Source organism: Streptococcus dentapri, assembly GCF_042649885.1.
In the GTDB taxonomy this organism is placed as follows: domain Bacteria; phylum Bacillota; class Bacilli; order Lactobacillales; family Streptococcaceae; genus Streptococcus; species Streptococcus dentapri.
In genome coordinates, this window is sequence record NZ_JBHSAC010000046.1 from 26323 (window position 1) to 43610 (window position 17288).

The following is a 17288-nucleotide window of genomic DNA, read 5'->3' on the forward strand; positions in this document are numbered from 1 at the left end:
CATTTTCTCCTACTCAATTGATTAGAAGCTGTGGTCTCAATCAACTATTGCTGGCTTTAATAGTCCATTAGACTATTAAAGATGGGAAATTAAAACTACCTACTTTCTCCTTGCTAGGCAAGTGGCAGAGATATCGAATTACAAAAGTCAAAGGCTTGAAAGAGAGTATCGGAAAGCCCAAAAAAATGAAGCTCAATACACAGTGGATGTTGTATATTAAGCAATAATTTCCTACCAGCGTACTAGTGAGAAGAATAAAGTCACTAGACTGTTTCTTTTTTCTAAAAAAAATTCATAAAAAATACCAAATATTTTACTGTGTATTATAATCTCATTATGCTATAATAGGACAGGCGGTGATAAGTTTGCGTACTGTCAAAGTTGGTAATCCAAGGAGCGATTGTTTTAGAGATAGGGGGGAGAATTTCTCTGGACAGCTGATTTGTTTCCTTGCTTAGCCAATCATAAAGGACATACTGTTCACTGAATTTTAAAGCCTCCGATAATTCGGAGGTTTTTGTTATTTTAAGTATAAAATAATATAATATTTCAAATAGTGACTAGAAATGGTAAGAAGTTATGAATATATTTATTTTAGAAGATAATCTTATCCAGCAAACGAGAATCAAGACGCTGGTTACAGAGATTTTAAGGGAGGAAGGCCTATCGGCTCGTCAGTTAGAAGTGTCTTCCAAGCCTCAGAATCTATTAGAAACTATTGTCGAAAAGGGGAATCATCAGCTTTTTCTCCTGGATATTGATATTAAAGGGGAAACGAAAAAAGGTTTGGAAACAGCTGCTGATATCCGTAGCATTGATCCAGCAGCCGTCATTGTTTTTGTAACGACCCACTCGGAATTTGCTCCAATCAGTTTTAAATACAAGGTATCTGCCTTGGATTTTATTGACAAAACTGTCTCAGATGAAGATTTTAAAGAAGAATTGCGAGAGGCAATTACTTATACGGCTAATAATATGCATCGAACTGAGGAAGTTGATGAAGTATTTACTTTTGAATCGGCTCAGGCGCGTGTTCAGCTACCTTTTAAAGATATCTATTATTTCGCAACCTCACCAACTCCCCATAAGGTGATGTTGATGACCAAAACGGAGCGTTTGGAATTCTACGGCAGCCTGTCTGAAATCGCAGCTGTTAATTCACGACTATTTTCTTGTCACCGTTCCTTCCTCATCAATCTGGATAATATCAGTCGTGTGGATAAAGTCGAGCTTCTGGTTTACTTTGATAACGGCGATGCCTGCCCAGTGTCCCGTTTGAAAATGAAGTCCTTAATGAAGGAATGGGAACAGAGACAGAAAGATATTTAACTGTAAGTAAAGACCTTATCAAAACATTTCAAGATAAAAAAACAACAATTCAAGATATTGCTATTCAAAATTTTGGGATTTCTATTATACTAGTGAATGTAGGGATGAAGTTTTCTATTAGTTTCTCTCCAAATTTTAACTGATAGAAAACAGACGCAAACTTATCCCGAACTTCTTATTTATTCGAAACCCATTTCTCATCTCTCTCCCAATATATTGTGAAATGGAAAAAGAAACCTGCTGATGCGGGTTCTTTTTTTGCATATTTTTTGAACTTTTAGCTAGAATATGAATAAAAACCAAAAAAAATATAAAAAATAAAGGAAAAATTAGAAAAAAATACAAAAGTGTGTTGACGTATGAATAAAAATACTATACAATTATTGTCATAAGGTTGAGCTAGCAGTTTCAACCAATAAATAAGAAAAGGGAAATATTATGTCGAAGGAAAAAGTTATTCTAGCTTACTCAGGAGGTCTTGATACCTCTGTTGCGATTACCTGGTTGAAAAAAGATTATGATGTCGTTGCGGTTTGTATGGATGTCGGCGAAGGTAAAGATCTTGAATTTATTCATGACAAGGCCTTGACTGTTGGTGCCATTGAATCTTACGTGCTTGATGTAAAAGATGAATTTGCGCAAGAATATGTTCTTCCAGCCTTGCAGGCACATGCTTACTATGAACAAAAATATCCTTTGGTCTCAGCCCTCAGCCGTCCAGTTATTTCTAAAAAATTAGTTGAGATCGCTCATAAGACAGCAGCAACGACAATTGCCCATGGCTGTACCGGTAAAGGGAATGACCAAGTACGTTTCGAAGTAGCTATTGCGGCTCTTGATCCAAGCTTGAAAGTTATTGCTCCAGTTCGTGAGTGGAAGTGGTCACGTGAGGAAGAAATTGAATACGCTAAGGCCAACGGTGTACCAGTGCCAGCTGACCTTGACAATCCTTACTCAGTCGACCAAAATCTTTGGGGGCGTGCCAATGAGTGCGGTGTTCTAGAAAATCCTTGGAACCAAGCACCAGAAGATGCTTATGGTATTACAGTGGCGGTAGAAGATGCACCGGATACACCAGAATATGTTGATATCGACTTTAAGGAAGGTAAACCAGTGGCTCTCAATGGTGAGTCCATGAAGTTGGCTGACTTGATTCAAAAGTTGAATATAATTGCTGGTGCTCATGGTGTTGGACGTATTGACCACGTTGAAAACAGATTGGTTGGTATTAAATCACGTGAAATTTACGAATGTCCGGCAGCTATCACGCTTTTGACAGCACATAAGGAAATTGAAGACTTGACCTTGGTACGTGAAGTTTCTCACTTCAAACCAATTCTTGAAAATGAATTGTCAAACCTCATCTATAATGCCTTGTGGTTCAGCCCAGCAACAGAAGCTATCATCGCTTATATCAAGGAAACCCAAAAGGTTGTTAACGGAACAGCCAAGGTTAAGTTATACAAGGGTTCAGCGCAAGTTGTGGCTCGTAAGTCAGATAATTCACTCTATGATGAAAACCTAGCTACCTACACTTCAGCTGATAGCTTTGATCAAGATGCTGCCGTAGGCTTTATCAAACTCTGGGGCTTGCCAACACAGGTTAATTCACAAGTCAACAATAAGTAATATTGTGAGGAAGGCTTATCAGATAAAAGTATACAGAGATATACATCTGAGACTCTTTTCTTATAACTTGTAAATTCGATAAGGTATTCAGAGAGATACTTCGAGCTTAAATAAAGATATCCAGAGAGAATCATTTAAGAAAAAGCCCGTGAGGCAGAAAGAGGCTGGGACAAAAGTCCTGCCTTTTTTGTTTTGCTCTAGCTTTATCAGATCAACTGTGCAGAAAAAAGTCAGGACGACAAAATCAAAATGCGATTTATCACAATTTAGCGATTCTCGTTCCGCTCTTTTTATATGACATTTAATGATCTCTTGCACAAGGGGATTGTGCTAGAACATGCTTTATGTTAAGCTTTTAATGGTATCGTAAAATCGTACGATGATTAAACGACAAACTAGATAGATATAAAAAGAAAGGAAGTGGAGCAGGCTAAAAGCTAGCTAGATGTTGAGAGTATCTGAACTCACAATCAGTCTTTTTGCTTGTTCTTAATATATTGGTTATGACAACAGAGAATCATAAACTATGGGGTGGCCGGTTTGAAGCTGGTTTAGAGAAATGGGTTGAGGAATTTGGGGCATCTATTTCTTTCGATCAAAAGATGGCAGAATTTGATTTGAAGGGTTCCATCGCCCATGTCACTATGTTGGGAGAGACAGGGATTATCACGCAGGAAGAGGCAAGGCAGATTAAGGCGGGCTTGGATGAGCTGCTTGATGAGTATAAGGCAGGTCAGCTTGAATTTGATATTTCCAATGAAGATATCCACATGAATTTGGAATCGCTGTTGACTGAAAAAATTGGCTCAGTGGCCGGTAAGTTACATACTGCTCGCTCTCGTAACGATCAGGTCGCAACAGACATGCACTTGTATCTCAAAACTAAATTGACAGAGGTGATCGAAAAGTTACACCATTTGCGTCAAGTTTTGGTTAACTTAGCTGATGAGCACACTTATACCATCATGCCTGGCTATACGCACTTGCAGCATGCTCAGCCGATTTCTTTTGGTCATCATCTCATGGCCTACTATAATATGTTTACTCGCGATAGTGAACGCTTTGAGTTTAATCAGATGCACACCAACTTATCGCCTCTTGGAGCGGCTGCTCTGGCTGGAACGACCTTCTCGATTGATCGTCAACGAACTGCACAGCTCATGGACTTTTCTCAGCCTTACAGTAATTCTCTAGATGCGGTGTCCGATCGTGATTTTATCTTGGAATTTTTGTCAAATGCTAGCATTTTGATGATGCACATGAGCCGGATTTGCGAAGAGATCATCAACTGGTGCTCCAATGAATATCGCTTTGTGACCCTATCAGATACCTTCTCAACAGGTTCATCAATCATGCCACAAAAGAAAAATCCTGATATGGCCGAGTTGATTCGTGGGAAGACTGGCCGTGTTTATGGTAATCTTACCGGTCTGCTAACAGTTATGAAATCTTTGCCTCTGGCCTACAATAAGGACCTTCAAGAAGATAAGGAAGGCATGTTTGATACGGCTGAGACGATTACTGTTGCAATTGATATCTTAGCTGGTATGTTGGACAGCATGACGGTTAATGACAGTCACATGGCTGAATCAACAGAAAAAGATTTCTCCAATGCGACTGAATTGGCTGACTATTTGGCCGTTAAGGGATTACCTTTCCGTCAAGCTCATGAAATTGTAGGAAAACTAGTCCTTGAATGTACCAAGGCGGGTTACTATCTTCAAGATGTACCTTTAGAGCGCTATCGAGAAATTTCTGAACTGATTGAAGAGGATATTTATAAGACTTTAGAGTCTAAAACAGCAGTTGAACGCCGAAATTCCCTTGGTGGTACGGGGTTTGACCAGGTTAAATGGCAGGTTGAGGAAGCTAGAAAAAATCTATGATTGGGGTAAAAGTCTGAAATTCATGCGATTTTGGGCTTTTTCGCCTTTTATGATATAATAGGGGGTAATTTAGATGATTTGGAGACTGTGTTGAAAAAGACCTATCGTGTAAAGAAAAACCTAGATTTTCAGGCCATTTTTAAAGAGGGGAGCAGTGTGGCTAATCGTAAATTTGTGGTTTATAGTCTGGATAAGCCTCAACAGCACTTTAGGGTCGGCTTGTCTGTTAGTAAAAAACTAGGCAATGCTGTGACCCGCAATCGAGTCAAAAGAAAATTACGGCACATCCTAATGGAATTCTCTCCCCAACTTAAAACCCATGATTTTATTGTCATTGCTCGTAAGGGAGTTGAGGATTTGACCTATCAGGAGGTCAAACAAAATCTAAAACATGTCTTATCCTTAGCTCATTTATATCAGGAAGGAACGAATTGTGAAGAAAAAAATTAAACTGACTGGTCTGCTTCTAACAGCTCTAGTCTTCTTAACTGCTTGTGCCAGTCGCAGTGAAGTAACAAGTTCATCGACCGACTTTTGGTCCCAAGTGGTCTATGGTTTTGGTCGGGCAATCCAGTGGTTGTCTTTCGGTGGTTCGGTCGGTATTGGAATTATCTTCTTTACTCTACTGATACGGATTGCCTTGATCCCACTCTATAATCGTCAGATGAAGTCTAGTCAGGAAATACAGGAGCTTCAGCCTGAACTGCGTCGGATTCAGAAGGAATACGCGGATGACCGAACGACACAGTCAATCAAGATACAGGAACTTTACAAGGAAAACGGGGTTAACCAGTGGGCAGCCTTCATACCATTAGCCATCCAGTTGCCAGTCCTGATGGCTCTTTATCAGGCCTTGACTCGTGTACCTGAATTGAGTCAGGGGACTTTCTTTATCTGGGATCTAAGTAAGAATGACTCTACCTATATTTTGCCGATTCTAGCGGCTGTCTTCACTTTTTTATCGACGTGGCTCAGCAACAAGGCAGCTAAAGAAAAGAACGGTTTTATGACAGCCACGATGTTCATCATGCCACTCTTTATCTTATGGATGGGGGCAAGTTTCACTAGTGGTATCGCCCTCTATTGGGTAGTTGGAAATGCCTTTCAAGTTATTCAAGTTCTCATTTTCAATAATCCTTTTAAAATTATTGCTGAGCGTGAGCGCAAGGAAGCTGAAGAAAAGGAAAGAGAAGCAAGAATTCGTCGTGCTAAGAAAAAGGCACGTCAGAAACGGAAATAAACGCAGCAGAAAAGATTCATTTTTGTTTGCGAAGGAGAAATAGTATTATGGTAATATTCACAGGTGATACTGTTGAAGGGGCAATTAATAAAGGATTAGCAGAGTTAGGGATTACAAAAACTAAGGCCTCTATTCGAGTGATATCGCGTGGGAAAAAAGGTTTTTTGGGATTTGGTAAAAAGCCTGCTCAGGTTGATGTTGAAGTTATCAGTCGAACAACCGTCAGTCAGGCCGATCAGGAGGTGGTGCGCAATCTGCCCAGAGCCATGAGCAAGCGCCAAGTTTCTGATGACAGTTTGAAACAAGAAGCCATTGAAGCTCGCAAGGTTACTAGTATCATCAAATATTTGGAGGAGCGCGGTCAAGTTGTCAATGATACCGTTAAGTCAGAAATTTTAGATGCTAAGCGTTCGGTAACAGCTATTCTCAGTGATTTACTACCCGATGAAATCGTCGAGGAATACCGCCGTAAAAAAGAGGAACTTGACCAAGAAGATATTGACTGGGAAGAGGAACTTAGGGAGGAGGCTGATGTCCTACCTTTAAATACTGTTACTACAGCGGAAATCTCAGATCCGAAACCTCAAAACCAAGAGAATCTTGATGTGGTAGAAGTCTCTGGTGAAGAATCAGCAACCAATGTAGGCTCAGAAGCAGTTGAGTTAGACTCTTTCGAATCCTTTGTTGCTAACGAATTTGATCAAGTAGAATCACCTCAGAGTAAGGATATTGAAGAAGCAGCAGAAGCTGTAACAGCTTATGTCGAAAAGATTATCTATGAAATGGATGTAGAAGCTAGCTTAGAAACTACACATTCTAATCGTCGGATTACCATTCAGATTGAAACGCCAGAAGCTGGACGTGTCATCGGTTATCATGGTAAGGTGCTCAAGTCCCTGCAGGTTTTGACACAGAATTTTTTGCATGACCATTACTCTCGCTCTTTCTCAGTTTCAGTTAATGTTCATGATTATGTGGAACGCCGGATTGAAACTTTGATTGATTTCACACAAAGAATCGCTGATAGGGTGTTAGATAGTGGCCAGCCTTATACCATGGATAATATGAGTAATGATGAACGTAAGATTGTCCATAAGACCATTGCTAAGATTGATGGTGTTGAAAGTTATTCAGAAGGCAGTGATCCTCATCGCTATGTAGTAGTAACTTTGAATGAGTAGAATAGACGAAATGAAAGAGGGGACGACAAAAATCGCTACTTTTGAAGAAACACGATTTTTCTTGCTCTCTTATTTTTACTCCACTTCCATCTAGCAGTTGGCTAGGCTAGTTGCTGTCACCTACCTAGTAAGGGATAAGTGAGGTAGAGGGCCTCGCTCTCAGGATTTCCCATATTTAATAGTTCACTAGACTATTAAAGCAGCCTTTGTTGATCTTAAGTGAAACTATAAAAATTTTTGATGAGTCATTGTTAAATTCTCGTGAATTAAAACAAGATATTAGCTAGAAGATGACTTTTATTATAAAAATTAAAACAAGCATGGAAAGTGAATAATCCATGTTTGTTTCGTTATTATTATCAATTACCGTAAAACGTTCTTAATGGTGTTGAGGATTTTGAAGTTCATTAAGAATAGCTTTAGCCAAGCTTCCAGTTGTTGTTTCGGATTCTTGCTTTTTAGGGTCACTGTATAACATGGTATCAGAGCCAGAAATTAGCTCTTTGCAGGTCCTTGTGACAATAAGAATCCTGGTGATATTCCCACCCAATTGACATTGTCTACAGTTGATAGAAAAGTAAATTCTTTTGCTTGTTGACGAGGGGCTTCAATCCAAGATTGGACATCTGGTATTTGTTCTAAATCATCCAATACACGGCCGCCTTTACCATTTTTTAAACTCCCTGCTCCCAAGATGAAAAAGAGGCGAGGGTTTTCAGTTTGGCGGAAGAAAGCAATGAGTTTTGCTGCTAAATCAATATGTTGATAAGCGATATCCAGTCCGGAAGGGGAGAAGGTGTTTACAATCACATCGAAATTAGTTAAGTCTTCTTTTTGAAGGTCAAAAGCGTCCTTATGGAAGTAGGAGACCGTTTGACCAAATAGGTCTTTAGCTTTTTCAAGATTACGGACAATAGCTGTTGTTTCAAAATTGGCCTCAACAGCTTGTTTGGTAATAGCTTTTTCTTCTGCTCCTGTATAATCTGTCGTAAAAGCCCAAGGTGAAAAGGCCAAACTAAGTTCTCTATCTTCCTTCCAACGATAATTGATATAAGGAAAGACTTATTCAGCCTCAGTAAGGTAGATCTTATCACCAGTAACTTGATAAAAATGAATAATGCCGGAAGAACTTGAATAAAGTGAAATTTCATCAAAATAAGGATCTGAATTAGCTGAACCTTCTAAGGAGTATTAAAACCGTGATCCGTTTAGATTGAATATAGTTATGAGCAAGTTTACCACTTGTCCATACCTATAGAAGCGGCAGCATCAAATTGACTCCTAGGGACATTGGTGATGGAAGAACGAATAATTTCTCCTGTATAGGCTGCGGTGTTTAGACTATAAGCGATATACATAAAGGTCAACTTCGTTACAGAGGCTGTGCTGGCATGAATTAATCCTAATAAACCAGGGATCTCGTAGTAGACGATAAACAGCTGTACGATGACTGGGGTTCCTTGGATAAAAGATGTATATAAACGCATCAGGGCGTTTAGTAGGGGGACTTTCTCTATTCTTATCACGGCAATCCCTAAACCAATCAATAGTCCAAATATCGTAGACACCAGAACGATAGCGAAAGTGATAGGAAAAGCTTTTAAAATTTGAGGGAATAAATCCCGTAGATAATGGTAATCAAAAAAACATAAAACCTCCTCTTGCCTCTATTCATTTTAATAAGCTGTTTCATTATTTCTCCTTTCCAGAGGAAATAAAAAGCACTGCCGTCTCCTCTACTTTTCACCACTTGATGTGCCAAATCTGATCACAACAAGAAATAGCTATTAGTATAAGGACGAAAGTGCTTGTTCCCCGGTACCACCTTATTTGAATAACGATACATTCCACCTCACGGTATCAGTTGTTTTCTCCTTTGATAGGCATCTTTAGCCTTCATTAAAAGGAATACAAATATACCGTAACTCTATAACGGGAGTTCCCGAACAAACTTTGTCAGTACTCGGTTTGTTTAACTTCAAGACCATCTTCGACTTATTTTCTGTTACTGCCTCACACCAATCAGCAGCTCTCTGAAAACAGAAAAAAAATAAATCTACTCTTCTTTTTATTGTCGTTTGCTTATTTAATTATTGGAATCCATTATAGCTGCCCTACCTGATTTGGTCAAAGCTAAATTTTTTATAGCGAGTCATGATTTTATTTTATGTGATTATAGTGAAACAAAAGACTCTTAGCCTTTCTAAATGTAGCTGCTTTGCAGGTAGGACTAATAAAAATAGTCCCTTTTTGAGATCACAAAAAAAGCTGAGTATTAGTTTTGTTCTGACTCCCAAAAATTAGATTTAGCGCTACCTTTTGAGAGACAGTCCATTGCTCAGCTTTTTTTATATGGATAAGATAATAGGTTACCTGTTTTTAAGATGTAACGACTGTCCCATCACCATTTGCATCAAAAGAGTAGGTCACTCCGTCAATGGTTTTGGTAGTGTTACGGACGCGTTCACCAGTATCAGGTGCATAGTAACGAGTTAGACCATTTTCGTTGATCAATTCTCCCTTGACTTGTCGACCATCACGGCGGAAATAAACAGCTATCCCGTCAATTGTCTGCTCTCCTGTCAAGGCATAACCTTCGGCACCGAAATAATAAGTGCTGCCATCCTTTTCAACATAGCGATTTTTCCAAGCAATACCTGTTTCTGGATCCATATAATAAAGATGGCTGCTGCCTGGGATGGGATCGTTATAAGCGTAGGCCAGATCACCTCGCACTTGGGCCCCAATATAGTGTTTTCGAGTCGGTGAGCCGAAATAATAGATATTACCATCAATAATCTGAAGGTCCGTTACCTTTTGTCCTTTCTCGTTGACATAGTAACGATTACCTTCGCGCGTTTGAATAAATCGGGGAGTCCCTGCTACATCAGTTACTTGTGCACCAGAATCAGCATCATAATACTGACCGCCATCACCATACTGGGAGAATTCTCCTTTAGCTTGCCGGCCATCTGCAAAGAAGTAGACTTTAACGCTATCAATCGTCTGTGCTCCGGTTAATTTATCTCCCTTTTCATCTACGTAGTACCAGTTTCCATCTTTCTCTACATAACGCTTAGTCAGCATAGTACCGCTGTCTTTATCATAATAGTGACCATCAGCTGCAAAATCACCCTTGACTTGCTCACCTTGATCATTAAAGTAAAGATTTACCTGATTAACCGTTTGAGCACCCGTGACACGCGCACCACTACTTCCGTAATATACCCAAACATCATTATCAATTTGGCGGAAACGATCATTCCACCTTTGACCATTATCTTCATCAAAATAGTAGATGTTACCATCGAGCTCCGCTTCTTTACCCTTAGCCTGGATTCCCTTATCATCAAAATAATAGGTATTGCCATCTATGACTTGAAGGCCAGTAAGACGATTACCTTTTTCATCTGCATAATACCAGTTTCCTTGTCCATCAGTGTGAAAACCTTGATGGACAGGTTCGCTGGTAGCTGTCAAAGAGGTTGCGGTCCCTTCAGTAGCTGCTTGAGTACTAGCATCTGCCGGCAGCCAGCTGTCGACAGAAATCGCTTCTTGCTGTTCTGTCGTTTCACTAGTGGACACAGAAGGTGTATCGCTGACAACTTCACTAGAACTAGCTTTTTCATCAGCTCTATCATCAGCCCCTTCACTGGATTCTGTTTGTCCTATAGACTGGGAGGGTTGAGCTGTTACAGGATCAGCACTGAAGTTCTCTGTTGTTTGGGATTGGGCTGCTGGTGTTTTTTCTGCGCTAGTTGTTTCTTTTAGATTGGCAACTGTTTCAGTTCCAGCAGTATCCGATGACAGTGTATCTGCAGAAGCAGTATCTGAGATAAAGCTTGCAGCGGCTACCAAGGCTGTTACACATGATAATTGGACTAAATATTTTTTGGCAAATTGCCAAGATGATGATGTCACATTTTTCATATATTATTCCCTTTCTTTAGAGATATTATAAAGAAAAATTTAACAATTACAAGCGTTTTCTGGAATATTAGAATTTTTTGTTTTTTCTCTTTTAAATGAGTAAGTGTTGATAGTCAAAATTAAGACGCAGAGATTTAGTCTCTGACTGGACAATTTTATACATTATTCTGTGGTGCTAGTAAAAATACTAGGTTATAAATAAAGATGATCTGCTTTAGCCAGAATTTCATCTCTTTGCAACTCTTGCTAAGGGGCTTATGATTCAGGTGCTTCATTTTGATGACTTTTGTTCGTTTGCTCAGCTAGAGCATAGTCCAAATGAAATTGTTTTGTGAATTGGAACTAAAAGCATGAGCTGGCACTGCAGGTTAATAAAAAATTGACCATTTATAGTAACTATACAAACTTCTTGAGTTTTCTTTCCATTGAATTAATCCCCCTTTCTCCACCACTTACCTTTTCATTTCTACCGCTCACCTTGAAAGCAGCCACAAGAGCCGCTTTTTTTGTTAGGCTTAAGGTGTTGAAAGAGGATATCTCTAAAGTAAGGTGGAACGTTTAAAAAGAAAGGAAGTAAGATGTTAATTCAAACTAAAAATTTAACCAAAAAATATGCGGATAAGGAAGTTGTCAATAAACTCAATCTAGCTATTCCTAAAGGTAGCTTGGTAGCCTACCTTGGGACCAATGGTGCCGGGAAGTCAACGACTATCAAAATGCTGACGGGGTTGTTAAAGCCGACAACAGGGGAGATTATGCTGGCACCTGATATCAAAATCGGAATTGTCTTTCAAGACAGTGTGCTGGATGAGGAGTTAACTGTCAAGGCGAATTTGAAAAACCGAGCTGGGCTTTATCAACAGATTGATAGAAAATGGCTAGACGATTTGATTAGAATGACAGGATTGACAACCTTTATTAACCAAAAATATGGGACTCTGTCTGGCGGTCAACGCAGGCGTGTGGATATTGCGCGTGCTCTCCTTAATAAACCCGATTTGCTCTTTTTGGATGAGCCAACAACAGGCTTGGACATTCAAACCCGTCAAATGATTTGGGAATTGATTCATCGTTTGAAAAGAGAACAAGAGTTGACAATTTTTTTGACCACTCACTATTTGGAAGAAGCTGAAAATGCTGAAGTAACCTACGTCATTGATCACGGGAAAATTTTAGCACAAGGCACAGCCTTTGATTTGGTCAAAGAATATGCTAAGAGCCAGCTTGCCCTGAAAACGGTAGATGACCACTTTTTGACGACTTTGCCTTATATAGTTACTGCAACTGAAGCGGGTTATTTAGTTCAGGACTTGTCTTCGCAGGAAGCTATCAGCTTGCTCGCAAATCACAAGGATGATATTGCTGATTTTGAATTTAAACGAGGGACTATCAATGATGCCTTCATTGCTATCACAGGAAAGGAAATTGACTAATGATAACGACAGTAAAACGAAATTTAGCCCTTTATTTCAGCAACAAAACCAGTGTTTTTTTCTCATTGATGGGAGCGTGGATTGCTTTTGCTCTTTATATTATTTTCCTGCAAAAGAATATGGTAGATGCTTGGTCATCAGCTAGTCATCCTGAGGAAATGCTGGATAAATGGGTTATGGGAGGAATTTTAGCTGTAACCTCTGTAACAACAACTTGGACAGGTGTGGCTCGTTTAGTTAAGGATCGGGAAAGTCAAAAATTTAACGACTTTCTGCTGACAGATACCTCTGCTTTCAAACTTACCTTGGGATATCTTGTCAGTGCCAGCCTTATCGGTTTTGTCATGCAAATCATTATGTATGGACTCATGTCACTTTATTTCTATTGGCAAGATGATGTGTTAATAGAATGGGGGGAGTTTCTTCAGATTTTTGGCATTATGTTCTTAGCAGCCATTTTAGGAGCTGGTCTTGGTATGATTATTGTTCAATTCTTTAGAGCTATTGAGGCAGCAGAGAGATTCTCAGTCATTATCGGAACGGCTTCCGGTTTCTTAGTTGGCGTTTATATGCCGCTTGGAGGACTCCCAGACGTTGCTCAAACTGTTATCAAATTGACACCAGCCGCCTATGTGGCAGCTGCTTATCGTCAAATTATGGTAGCCGATAAATTGATTAATTGGAAACAACCAGGAATAAATGTTAAAGAATATCTTGGAATCGGTCTTAAATGGGATGAATTGACAACACTCAGTCAAAATATACTGGTTGTAACTGCCATTTCTCTGCTTGCTCTAGCAGCTCTAGGTATTTTCCTTCGTTTTAAGAGCCCTAAGATCAACCATGGTTCAGAAATAAAGTGACTTGGGATTTAAATCATCTGTAGAATCTGTTAAAATAGAGTCTAAAATGAACAGGTCTTTGGTTGAATGGACGGACCAAAAAGGAGGTTGCGTGGATTATCGTTTTGAAGAAGATAAGGAGCTAGCAGATCATGCTATTGATGTTCTGGTGCGTAGTCAGGAATTGAGCTCTGACGTTCAGCAATTTTTAGATTATCTGGCCGTTTATCAGTCAGAAGCACCAGCTATTCTTCCTATAAAAACATCCGACCGAATCGAGATGATCAAAATAGATGATCTGGTTCTCATTGATGTGGACGGTCCTAGCCTGATTCTAGAGACACTCAAGGGGCGCTATATTATTACGGATCGGCTCTATAAGTTTAAAGAGCGGCTGAATAATTCTGATTTTGTACAGGTGTCAAAGCATGGCCTAATCAATATTAACCACTTAGAAGCCTTAGAAGCCAGCTTTTCGGGCAATATGTTAGCCATTTTGACGGGAAAGCGCAAGGCAGATGTCAGTCGACGCTACTTAAAAAATCTAGAACAGCGATTGGGATTGTAAGGAGGTTCGTATGACATTTAATATTGGAAAACCACTGACTTATGCTGTTATAGGTGCGGGATTCGGCAGTATTACTTATATCATTAGCTTACTAATCCAAGGTGTTGAGACACAATCTGTGGTGCAGATTGCCAATGTTCTTTGGATTAGCGCAGTCATTGGTCTAGTGACTATGATTTATGAATATGATCGGCCAGCTTTGCTCTGGCAGATATTACTGCATTTTATAAGTGTATATGCTCTGGTTACTTTCATGAACTATCTTAATGATGGCTTCCTCACCCCTTTGTCACTTCCCGTCCTCATGCATTTTTCTCTTATCTATTTTGTTATCTGGTTTGCCGTTTATGTGATGTTTTACAGAAGAGTGGAAAAAATCAACCGTAATCTGCAAGAAAGAAGGCAGGAAAATAAATCTTGACAAGCCTTATTCTTTCCTATAGAATAGTAGGGTATGTTTAGTAATGATCACATAGCCGGCTAAACGAATACGAAAATCTATGAGGAGGTATTCAGCGTGAAACGTACTTTTCAACCAAGTAAAATCCGTCGCCAACGCAAACACGGATTCCGTCATCGTATGGCAACTAAAAATGGCCGTCGAGTCTTAGCTGCACGTCGTCGTAAAGGCCGTAAAGTATTGTCAGCTTAATGGCTGCCTAGAATACAAACTAAACCCCAGCAGGAACTCGAGCTTGCTGGGATTTTTGTTGTGTATTAAATGTTTATGTTGGAACTATTGGGAGGTGATATTAGATTTCTTTCTAGGAAACAACAAACTTGAAAAAATAGCCAAAATAATGAAACCTATTGAATAGCGATAAAGTTTTGTGAAAGCTTTCGTATATCTTTCAACAGAGTAATTTTTAATATGTTTAACAGCTGCATTGATTTGTTTATTAATCTTAGTTAATTTTTGGCTGACACGGGATTTAACTTTCCCGTAAATAGCTTGTTTTTGTTCTTTAGGAAGATAGTCTGGATATTTTTGCAGTGTTTTTTGATAAGCCTCATTGATAATTTCTTTGCGTTCGGCTTTGGAGAAGTGATCAGAAGCTGTATTATTATTTGTTCCCTTCCCTAGAGATTTAATAGCAGTTTCCTGAATGGTTTTTTGTTTGGTCTTTGAAACATCAATAGTCTTAACTTCTGTTTTGATGTATCTGACAGCCTCTTTTCTAGCTGTGCTGAGATTCGTATAGAGTCCCGTGACATAGACAGCGACGGCTAGAACAATTCCCACCTGTCTGAGGACACCGGCGACACTTTGGGAGGCTGTTAGCAAATTTCCGGTAAAGTCTGAGGCAGCTAATACCGTGATAGGACCAGCGATAATACCATAACCAGTCCCTAAAATTAAACAAGTTAAGGTGGTTTGGATACTGTCTGCCATATCAATTTTTGTAAACAGGATATAGGCAGTTGCCATTAGAGTGAAACCAGTGGCAATGACAAGACGAGGTCCCAATTTATCAATAATGAAAGCAGCGAGTGGTGAAAAAATAAAAATCATGGCAGTAATCGGTGTGACAAGCAAAGCAGCTTCCAATTCGGTCTTGCTTTGCACACGGGTAAAGTAGGTTGGTAAAACAACAGTTACTGCTACTAGAAAGATATTACTGAGAATGATAGCAAGAGCAGAACCGGTAAATTCCTTATTTTTAAAGAGTTCCAAAGGTACCATGGGTGCCTGACAGCGTTTCTCCCACAGGATGAAAATGATAAGAAGGACGGCTGAACTAATCAGTAAAGTCAGAATTTCAGGACTCATCCAACCCCAATCTCGTCCTTGTACAAGACCCAGAGTCAGTGCAAATAAGGTTGCCATGCTAAGCAGAGCGCCAAGATAATCAATCTTGGCTTTTTCTGTTGCTTCATGCCAGTCTAAACATACCAGACATATTAGCAGAGAAATAATCATTAATGGAATATTTACAAGAAAAATCCAGCGCCATCCCAAAAACTGTGTCAAAACTCCCCCAATGGTCGGTCCCAAAGCTGCAGCTAACCCTTGCGTAACTCCTAAAGCTGCAATAACACTTTTACGTGCAGTCAGGCTAACCGTATTAATCCCAATTGTCATCGATAGAGGAAAGACAATGGCTGCTCCAATACTCTGCAGCCCGCGCCCAAAAATTAGTAGCTTAAGGTCAGAGCTGACTGCAGAGATGAGAGAGCCTCCCATAAAAATCAGCAGTCCCAGTAAATAAAATTTGTGCTTTCCAAACTTTTCAGCCAGTTTGCTTAAGGGAATGGTCAATGAAGCAAAAATAATAGTGTAGACATTGAGCGACCATTGAAGGTCATTCAGATTGACGCTTAAGCTGTCCTGAATAGCCGGCAATGCAATATTCATGACAGTGGTATCCAGCATACATAAGAAGATGCCAATGCACATGGCAATAATAGCAAATAAACGTTTCATAGAAAATGCCTTTCTTTTATATTAACAATGATAATATAAACTAAATTAATATAAGTGTCAAGGGTTGATTGCTGATGTTATTTATATTATGATAAATCATATAAATGAAGTGAGGTAGTCCTATGCAAGGGAAAGATATTATTCTTGGAATATTGAGCAAAAAAGAACGTTCAGGTTATGAGATTAATGATATACTGCAAAATCAGCTATCCTATTTTTATGATGGCACTTACGGTATGATCTATCCCACTTTAAGAAAGCTCGAAAAAGACGGAAAGATTTTAAAAGAAGTCATTATCCAAGAAGGCAGGCCAAATAAAAACATTTATGCCATCACTGAATCCGGTAAGGAAGAATTTGATGACTATTTACAGTCGGAAATAGATGATGAAACCTTTAAGTCTGATTTCCTGATGAGACTGTTTTTTGGAACTTCTCTGGATAAAGCAGCTTTAAAGCAGCTGCTAAAAGAGGAGATCGCAAGAAAAGAGGAAAAAATCAACAGATTAAATGATAATTTCAAATTATGGAAAAATGAAGGTGGTCTGACTTCTACCCAGGAAATTACGATTAAATACGGTTTGGCTCAATATGAATCAACTAAAAAGGTTTTGGAAGATGAACTGGCTAAGCTGGAGAGTTCTTCTATATGAGATATTGTGATGGTCAAGCATAAAGCAGATCTGTCAAAAGTCACCCCTTATCCGACACTGCATTTAACGATAAAAGGTCACGTAATAATTTACGTGACCTCAGACCGAAGACAAACTTCTTTTTGGAGGTTTGTCTTTTTTGGTGTCTCTTATCTTTAAGATGAAAAATGGA

At 39.3% G+C, this 17288-nt stretch carries 16 protein-coding genes and 1 other annotated feature; of the genes, 12 read left to right on the forward strand and 4 right to left on the reverse strand.

All coding sequences use genetic code 11. The features are described 5' to 3' along the window. Positions 1 to 579: 579 nt before the first annotated feature. The 6 genes from ACFOSE_RS05345 (at position 580) to jag (ending at position 7265) form a co-directional block, all read left to right on the forward strand. Positions 580 to 1329: a response regulator transcription factor gene (locus tag ACFOSE_RS05345; RefSeq protein WP_380431362.1), complete on the forward strand. Its 750-nt coding sequence runs from the start codon at positions 580 to 582 to the stop codon at positions 1327 to 1329. 438 nt (positions 1330 to 1767) lie between these two features. Then, positions 1768 to 2958, forward strand: coding sequence for an argininosuccinate synthase (locus tag ACFOSE_RS05350; RefSeq protein ID WP_380431364.1), 1191 nt, complete (start codon positions 1768 to 1770; stop codon positions 2956 to 2958). 503 nt (positions 2959 to 3461) lie between these two features. Further along, a complete protein-coding gene (argH, locus tag ACFOSE_RS05355) occupies positions 3462 to 4844 on the forward strand; it encodes an argininosuccinate lyase (RefSeq protein ID WP_380431366.1) in 1383 nt (460 codons plus the stop codon). Between the two features lie 90 nt (positions 4845 to 4934). Next, positions 4935 to 5294, forward strand: a complete 360-nt coding sequence (gene rnpA, locus ACFOSE_RS05360; protein WP_380431368.1) for a ribonuclease P protein component — start codon at positions 4935 to 4937, stop codon at positions 5292 to 5294. Next, positions 5278 to 6084, forward strand: a complete 807-nt coding sequence (locus tag ACFOSE_RS05365) for a YidC/Oxa1 family membrane protein insertase (protein ID WP_380431370.1) — start codon at positions 5278 to 5280, stop codon at positions 6082 to 6084. Before rnpA ends, ACFOSE_RS05365 begins: the two co-directional genes overlap by 17 nt. Before the next feature lie 47 nt (positions 6085 to 6131). Further along, on the forward strand, positions 6132 to 7265 hold the full coding sequence (jag, locus tag ACFOSE_RS05370) for an RNA-binding cell elongation regulator Jag/EloR (protein ID WP_380431372.1): 1134 nt from the start codon (positions 6132 to 6134) through the stop codon (positions 7263 to 7265). A 495-nt stretch (positions 7266 to 7760) separates the two neighbouring features. On the opposite strand, the gene ACFOSE_RS05375 is transcribed toward jag, so the two are convergent. The 3 genes from ACFOSE_RS05375 to ACFOSE_RS05385 form a co-directional block, all read right to left on the reverse strand. Then, on the reverse strand, positions 7761 to 8279 hold the full coding sequence (locus ACFOSE_RS05375) for an NAD(P)-dependent oxidoreductase (RefSeq protein ID WP_380431374.1): 519 nt from the start codon (positions 8277 to 8279) through the stop codon (positions 7761 to 7763). A gap of 221 nt (positions 8280 to 8500) precedes the next feature. Further along, positions 8501 to 8872 carry an ABC transporter permease subunit gene (locus tag ACFOSE_RS05380; RefSeq protein WP_380431389.1) on the reverse strand — a complete coding sequence of 124 codons (372 nt, stop codon included), beginning with the start codon at positions 8870 to 8872 and terminating at the stop codon, positions 8501 to 8503. Positions 8873 to 9056: 184 nt separating this feature from the next. Beyond that, positions 9057 to 9346 (reverse strand) — a binding site (T-box leader). A 298-nt stretch (positions 9347 to 9644) separates the two neighbouring features. After that, positions 9645 to 11195: a hypothetical protein gene (locus ACFOSE_RS05385; RefSeq protein ID WP_380431376.1), complete on the reverse strand. Its 1551-nt coding sequence runs from the start codon at positions 11193 to 11195 to the stop codon at positions 9645 to 9647. 578 nt (positions 11196 to 11773) lie between these two features. Here ACFOSE_RS05385 and ACFOSE_RS05390 point away from each other — a divergent pair. The 5 genes from ACFOSE_RS05390 to rpmH all read left to right on the forward strand — a co-directional run bounded on the left by ACFOSE_RS05390 (position 11774) and on the right by rpmH (position 14690). Beyond that, positions 11774 to 12628, forward strand: a complete 855-nt coding sequence (locus ACFOSE_RS05390; protein WP_380431377.1) for an ABC transporter ATP-binding protein — start codon at positions 11774 to 11776, stop codon at positions 12626 to 12628. Next, positions 12628 to 13491 (forward strand): ABC transporter permease, encoded by an 864-nt coding sequence (locus tag ACFOSE_RS05395; protein WP_380431379.1) that lies wholly within the window; start codon positions 12628 to 12630, stop codon positions 13489 to 13491. Before ACFOSE_RS05390 ends, ACFOSE_RS05395 begins: the two co-directional genes overlap by 1 nt. Positions 13492 to 13582: 91 nt before the next feature. Continuing rightward, positions 13583 to 14038, forward strand: coding sequence for a LytTR family DNA-binding domain-containing protein (locus ACFOSE_RS05400; RefSeq protein ID WP_380431381.1), 456 nt, complete (start codon positions 13583 to 13585; stop codon positions 14036 to 14038). Positions 14039 to 14048: 10 nt separating this feature from the next. After that, positions 14049 to 14459, forward strand: coding sequence for a DUF3021 domain-containing protein (locus ACFOSE_RS05405; protein ID WP_380431383.1), 411 nt, complete (start codon positions 14049 to 14051; stop codon positions 14457 to 14459). A 96-nt stretch (positions 14460 to 14555) separates the two neighbouring features. Beyond that, on the forward strand, positions 14556 to 14690 hold the full coding sequence (gene rpmH, locus ACFOSE_RS05410) for a 50S ribosomal protein L34 (RefSeq protein ID WP_003082097.1): 135 nt from the start codon (positions 14556 to 14558) through the stop codon (positions 14688 to 14690). A gap of 84 nt (positions 14691 to 14774) precedes the next feature. Here the strand turns inward: rpmH and ACFOSE_RS05415 are convergent, their stop codons facing one another. Beyond that, positions 14775 to 16463: a DHA2 family efflux MFS transporter permease subunit gene (locus ACFOSE_RS05415; protein ID WP_380431385.1), complete on the reverse strand. Its 1689-nt coding sequence runs from the start codon at positions 16461 to 16463 to the stop codon at positions 14775 to 14777. Positions 16464 to 16585: 122 nt separating this feature from the next. On the opposite strand from ACFOSE_RS05415, the gene ACFOSE_RS05420 reads away from it, so the two are divergent. After that, complete coding sequence (locus ACFOSE_RS05420) at positions 16586 to 17116, forward strand: PadR family transcriptional regulator (protein ID WP_380431387.1); 531 nt, start codon at positions 16586 to 16588, stop codon at positions 17114 to 17116. The last annotated feature ends 172 nt before the right edge of the window (positions 17117 to 17288 follow it).

Bases quoted from the DNA above. Each gene is read 5' to 3' on its own strand.
- ACFOSE_RS05345 (WP_380431362.1), top strand. From the start codon at position 580: ATGAATATATTTATTTTAGAAGATAATCTTATCCAGCAAACGAGAATC.
- ACFOSE_RS05350 (WP_380431364.1), top strand. From the start codon at position 1,768: ATGTCGAAGGAAAAAGTTATTCTAGCTTACTCAGGAGGTCTTGATACC.
- argH (WP_380431366.1), top strand. From the start codon at position 3,462: ATGACAACAGAGAATCATAAACTATGGGGTGGCCGGTTTGAAGCTGGT.
- jag (WP_380431372.1), top strand. From the start codon at position 6,132: ATGGTAATATTCACAGGTGATACTGTTGAAGGGGCAATTAATAAAGGA.
- ACFOSE_RS05385 (WP_380431376.1), bottom strand. From the start codon at position 11,195: ATGAAAAATGTGACATCATCATCTTGGCAATTTGCCAAAAAATATTTA.
- ACFOSE_RS05390 (WP_380431377.1), top strand. From the start codon at position 11,774: ATGTTAATTCAAACTAAAAATTTAACCAAAAAATATGCGGATAAGGAA.
- ACFOSE_RS05395 (WP_380431379.1), top strand. From the start codon at position 12,628: ATGATAACGACAGTAAAACGAAATTTAGCCCTTTATTTCAGCAACAAA.
- ACFOSE_RS05405 (WP_380431383.1), top strand. From the start codon at position 14,049: ATGACATTTAATATTGGAAAACCACTGACTTATGCTGTTATAGGTGCG.
- ACFOSE_RS05415 (WP_380431385.1), bottom strand. From the start codon at position 16,463: ATGAAACGTTTATTTGCTATTATTGCCATGTGCATTGGCATCTTCTTA.
- ACFOSE_RS05420 (WP_380431387.1), top strand. From the start codon at position 16,586: ATGCAAGGGAAAGATATTATTCTTGGAATATTGAGCAAAAAAGAACGT.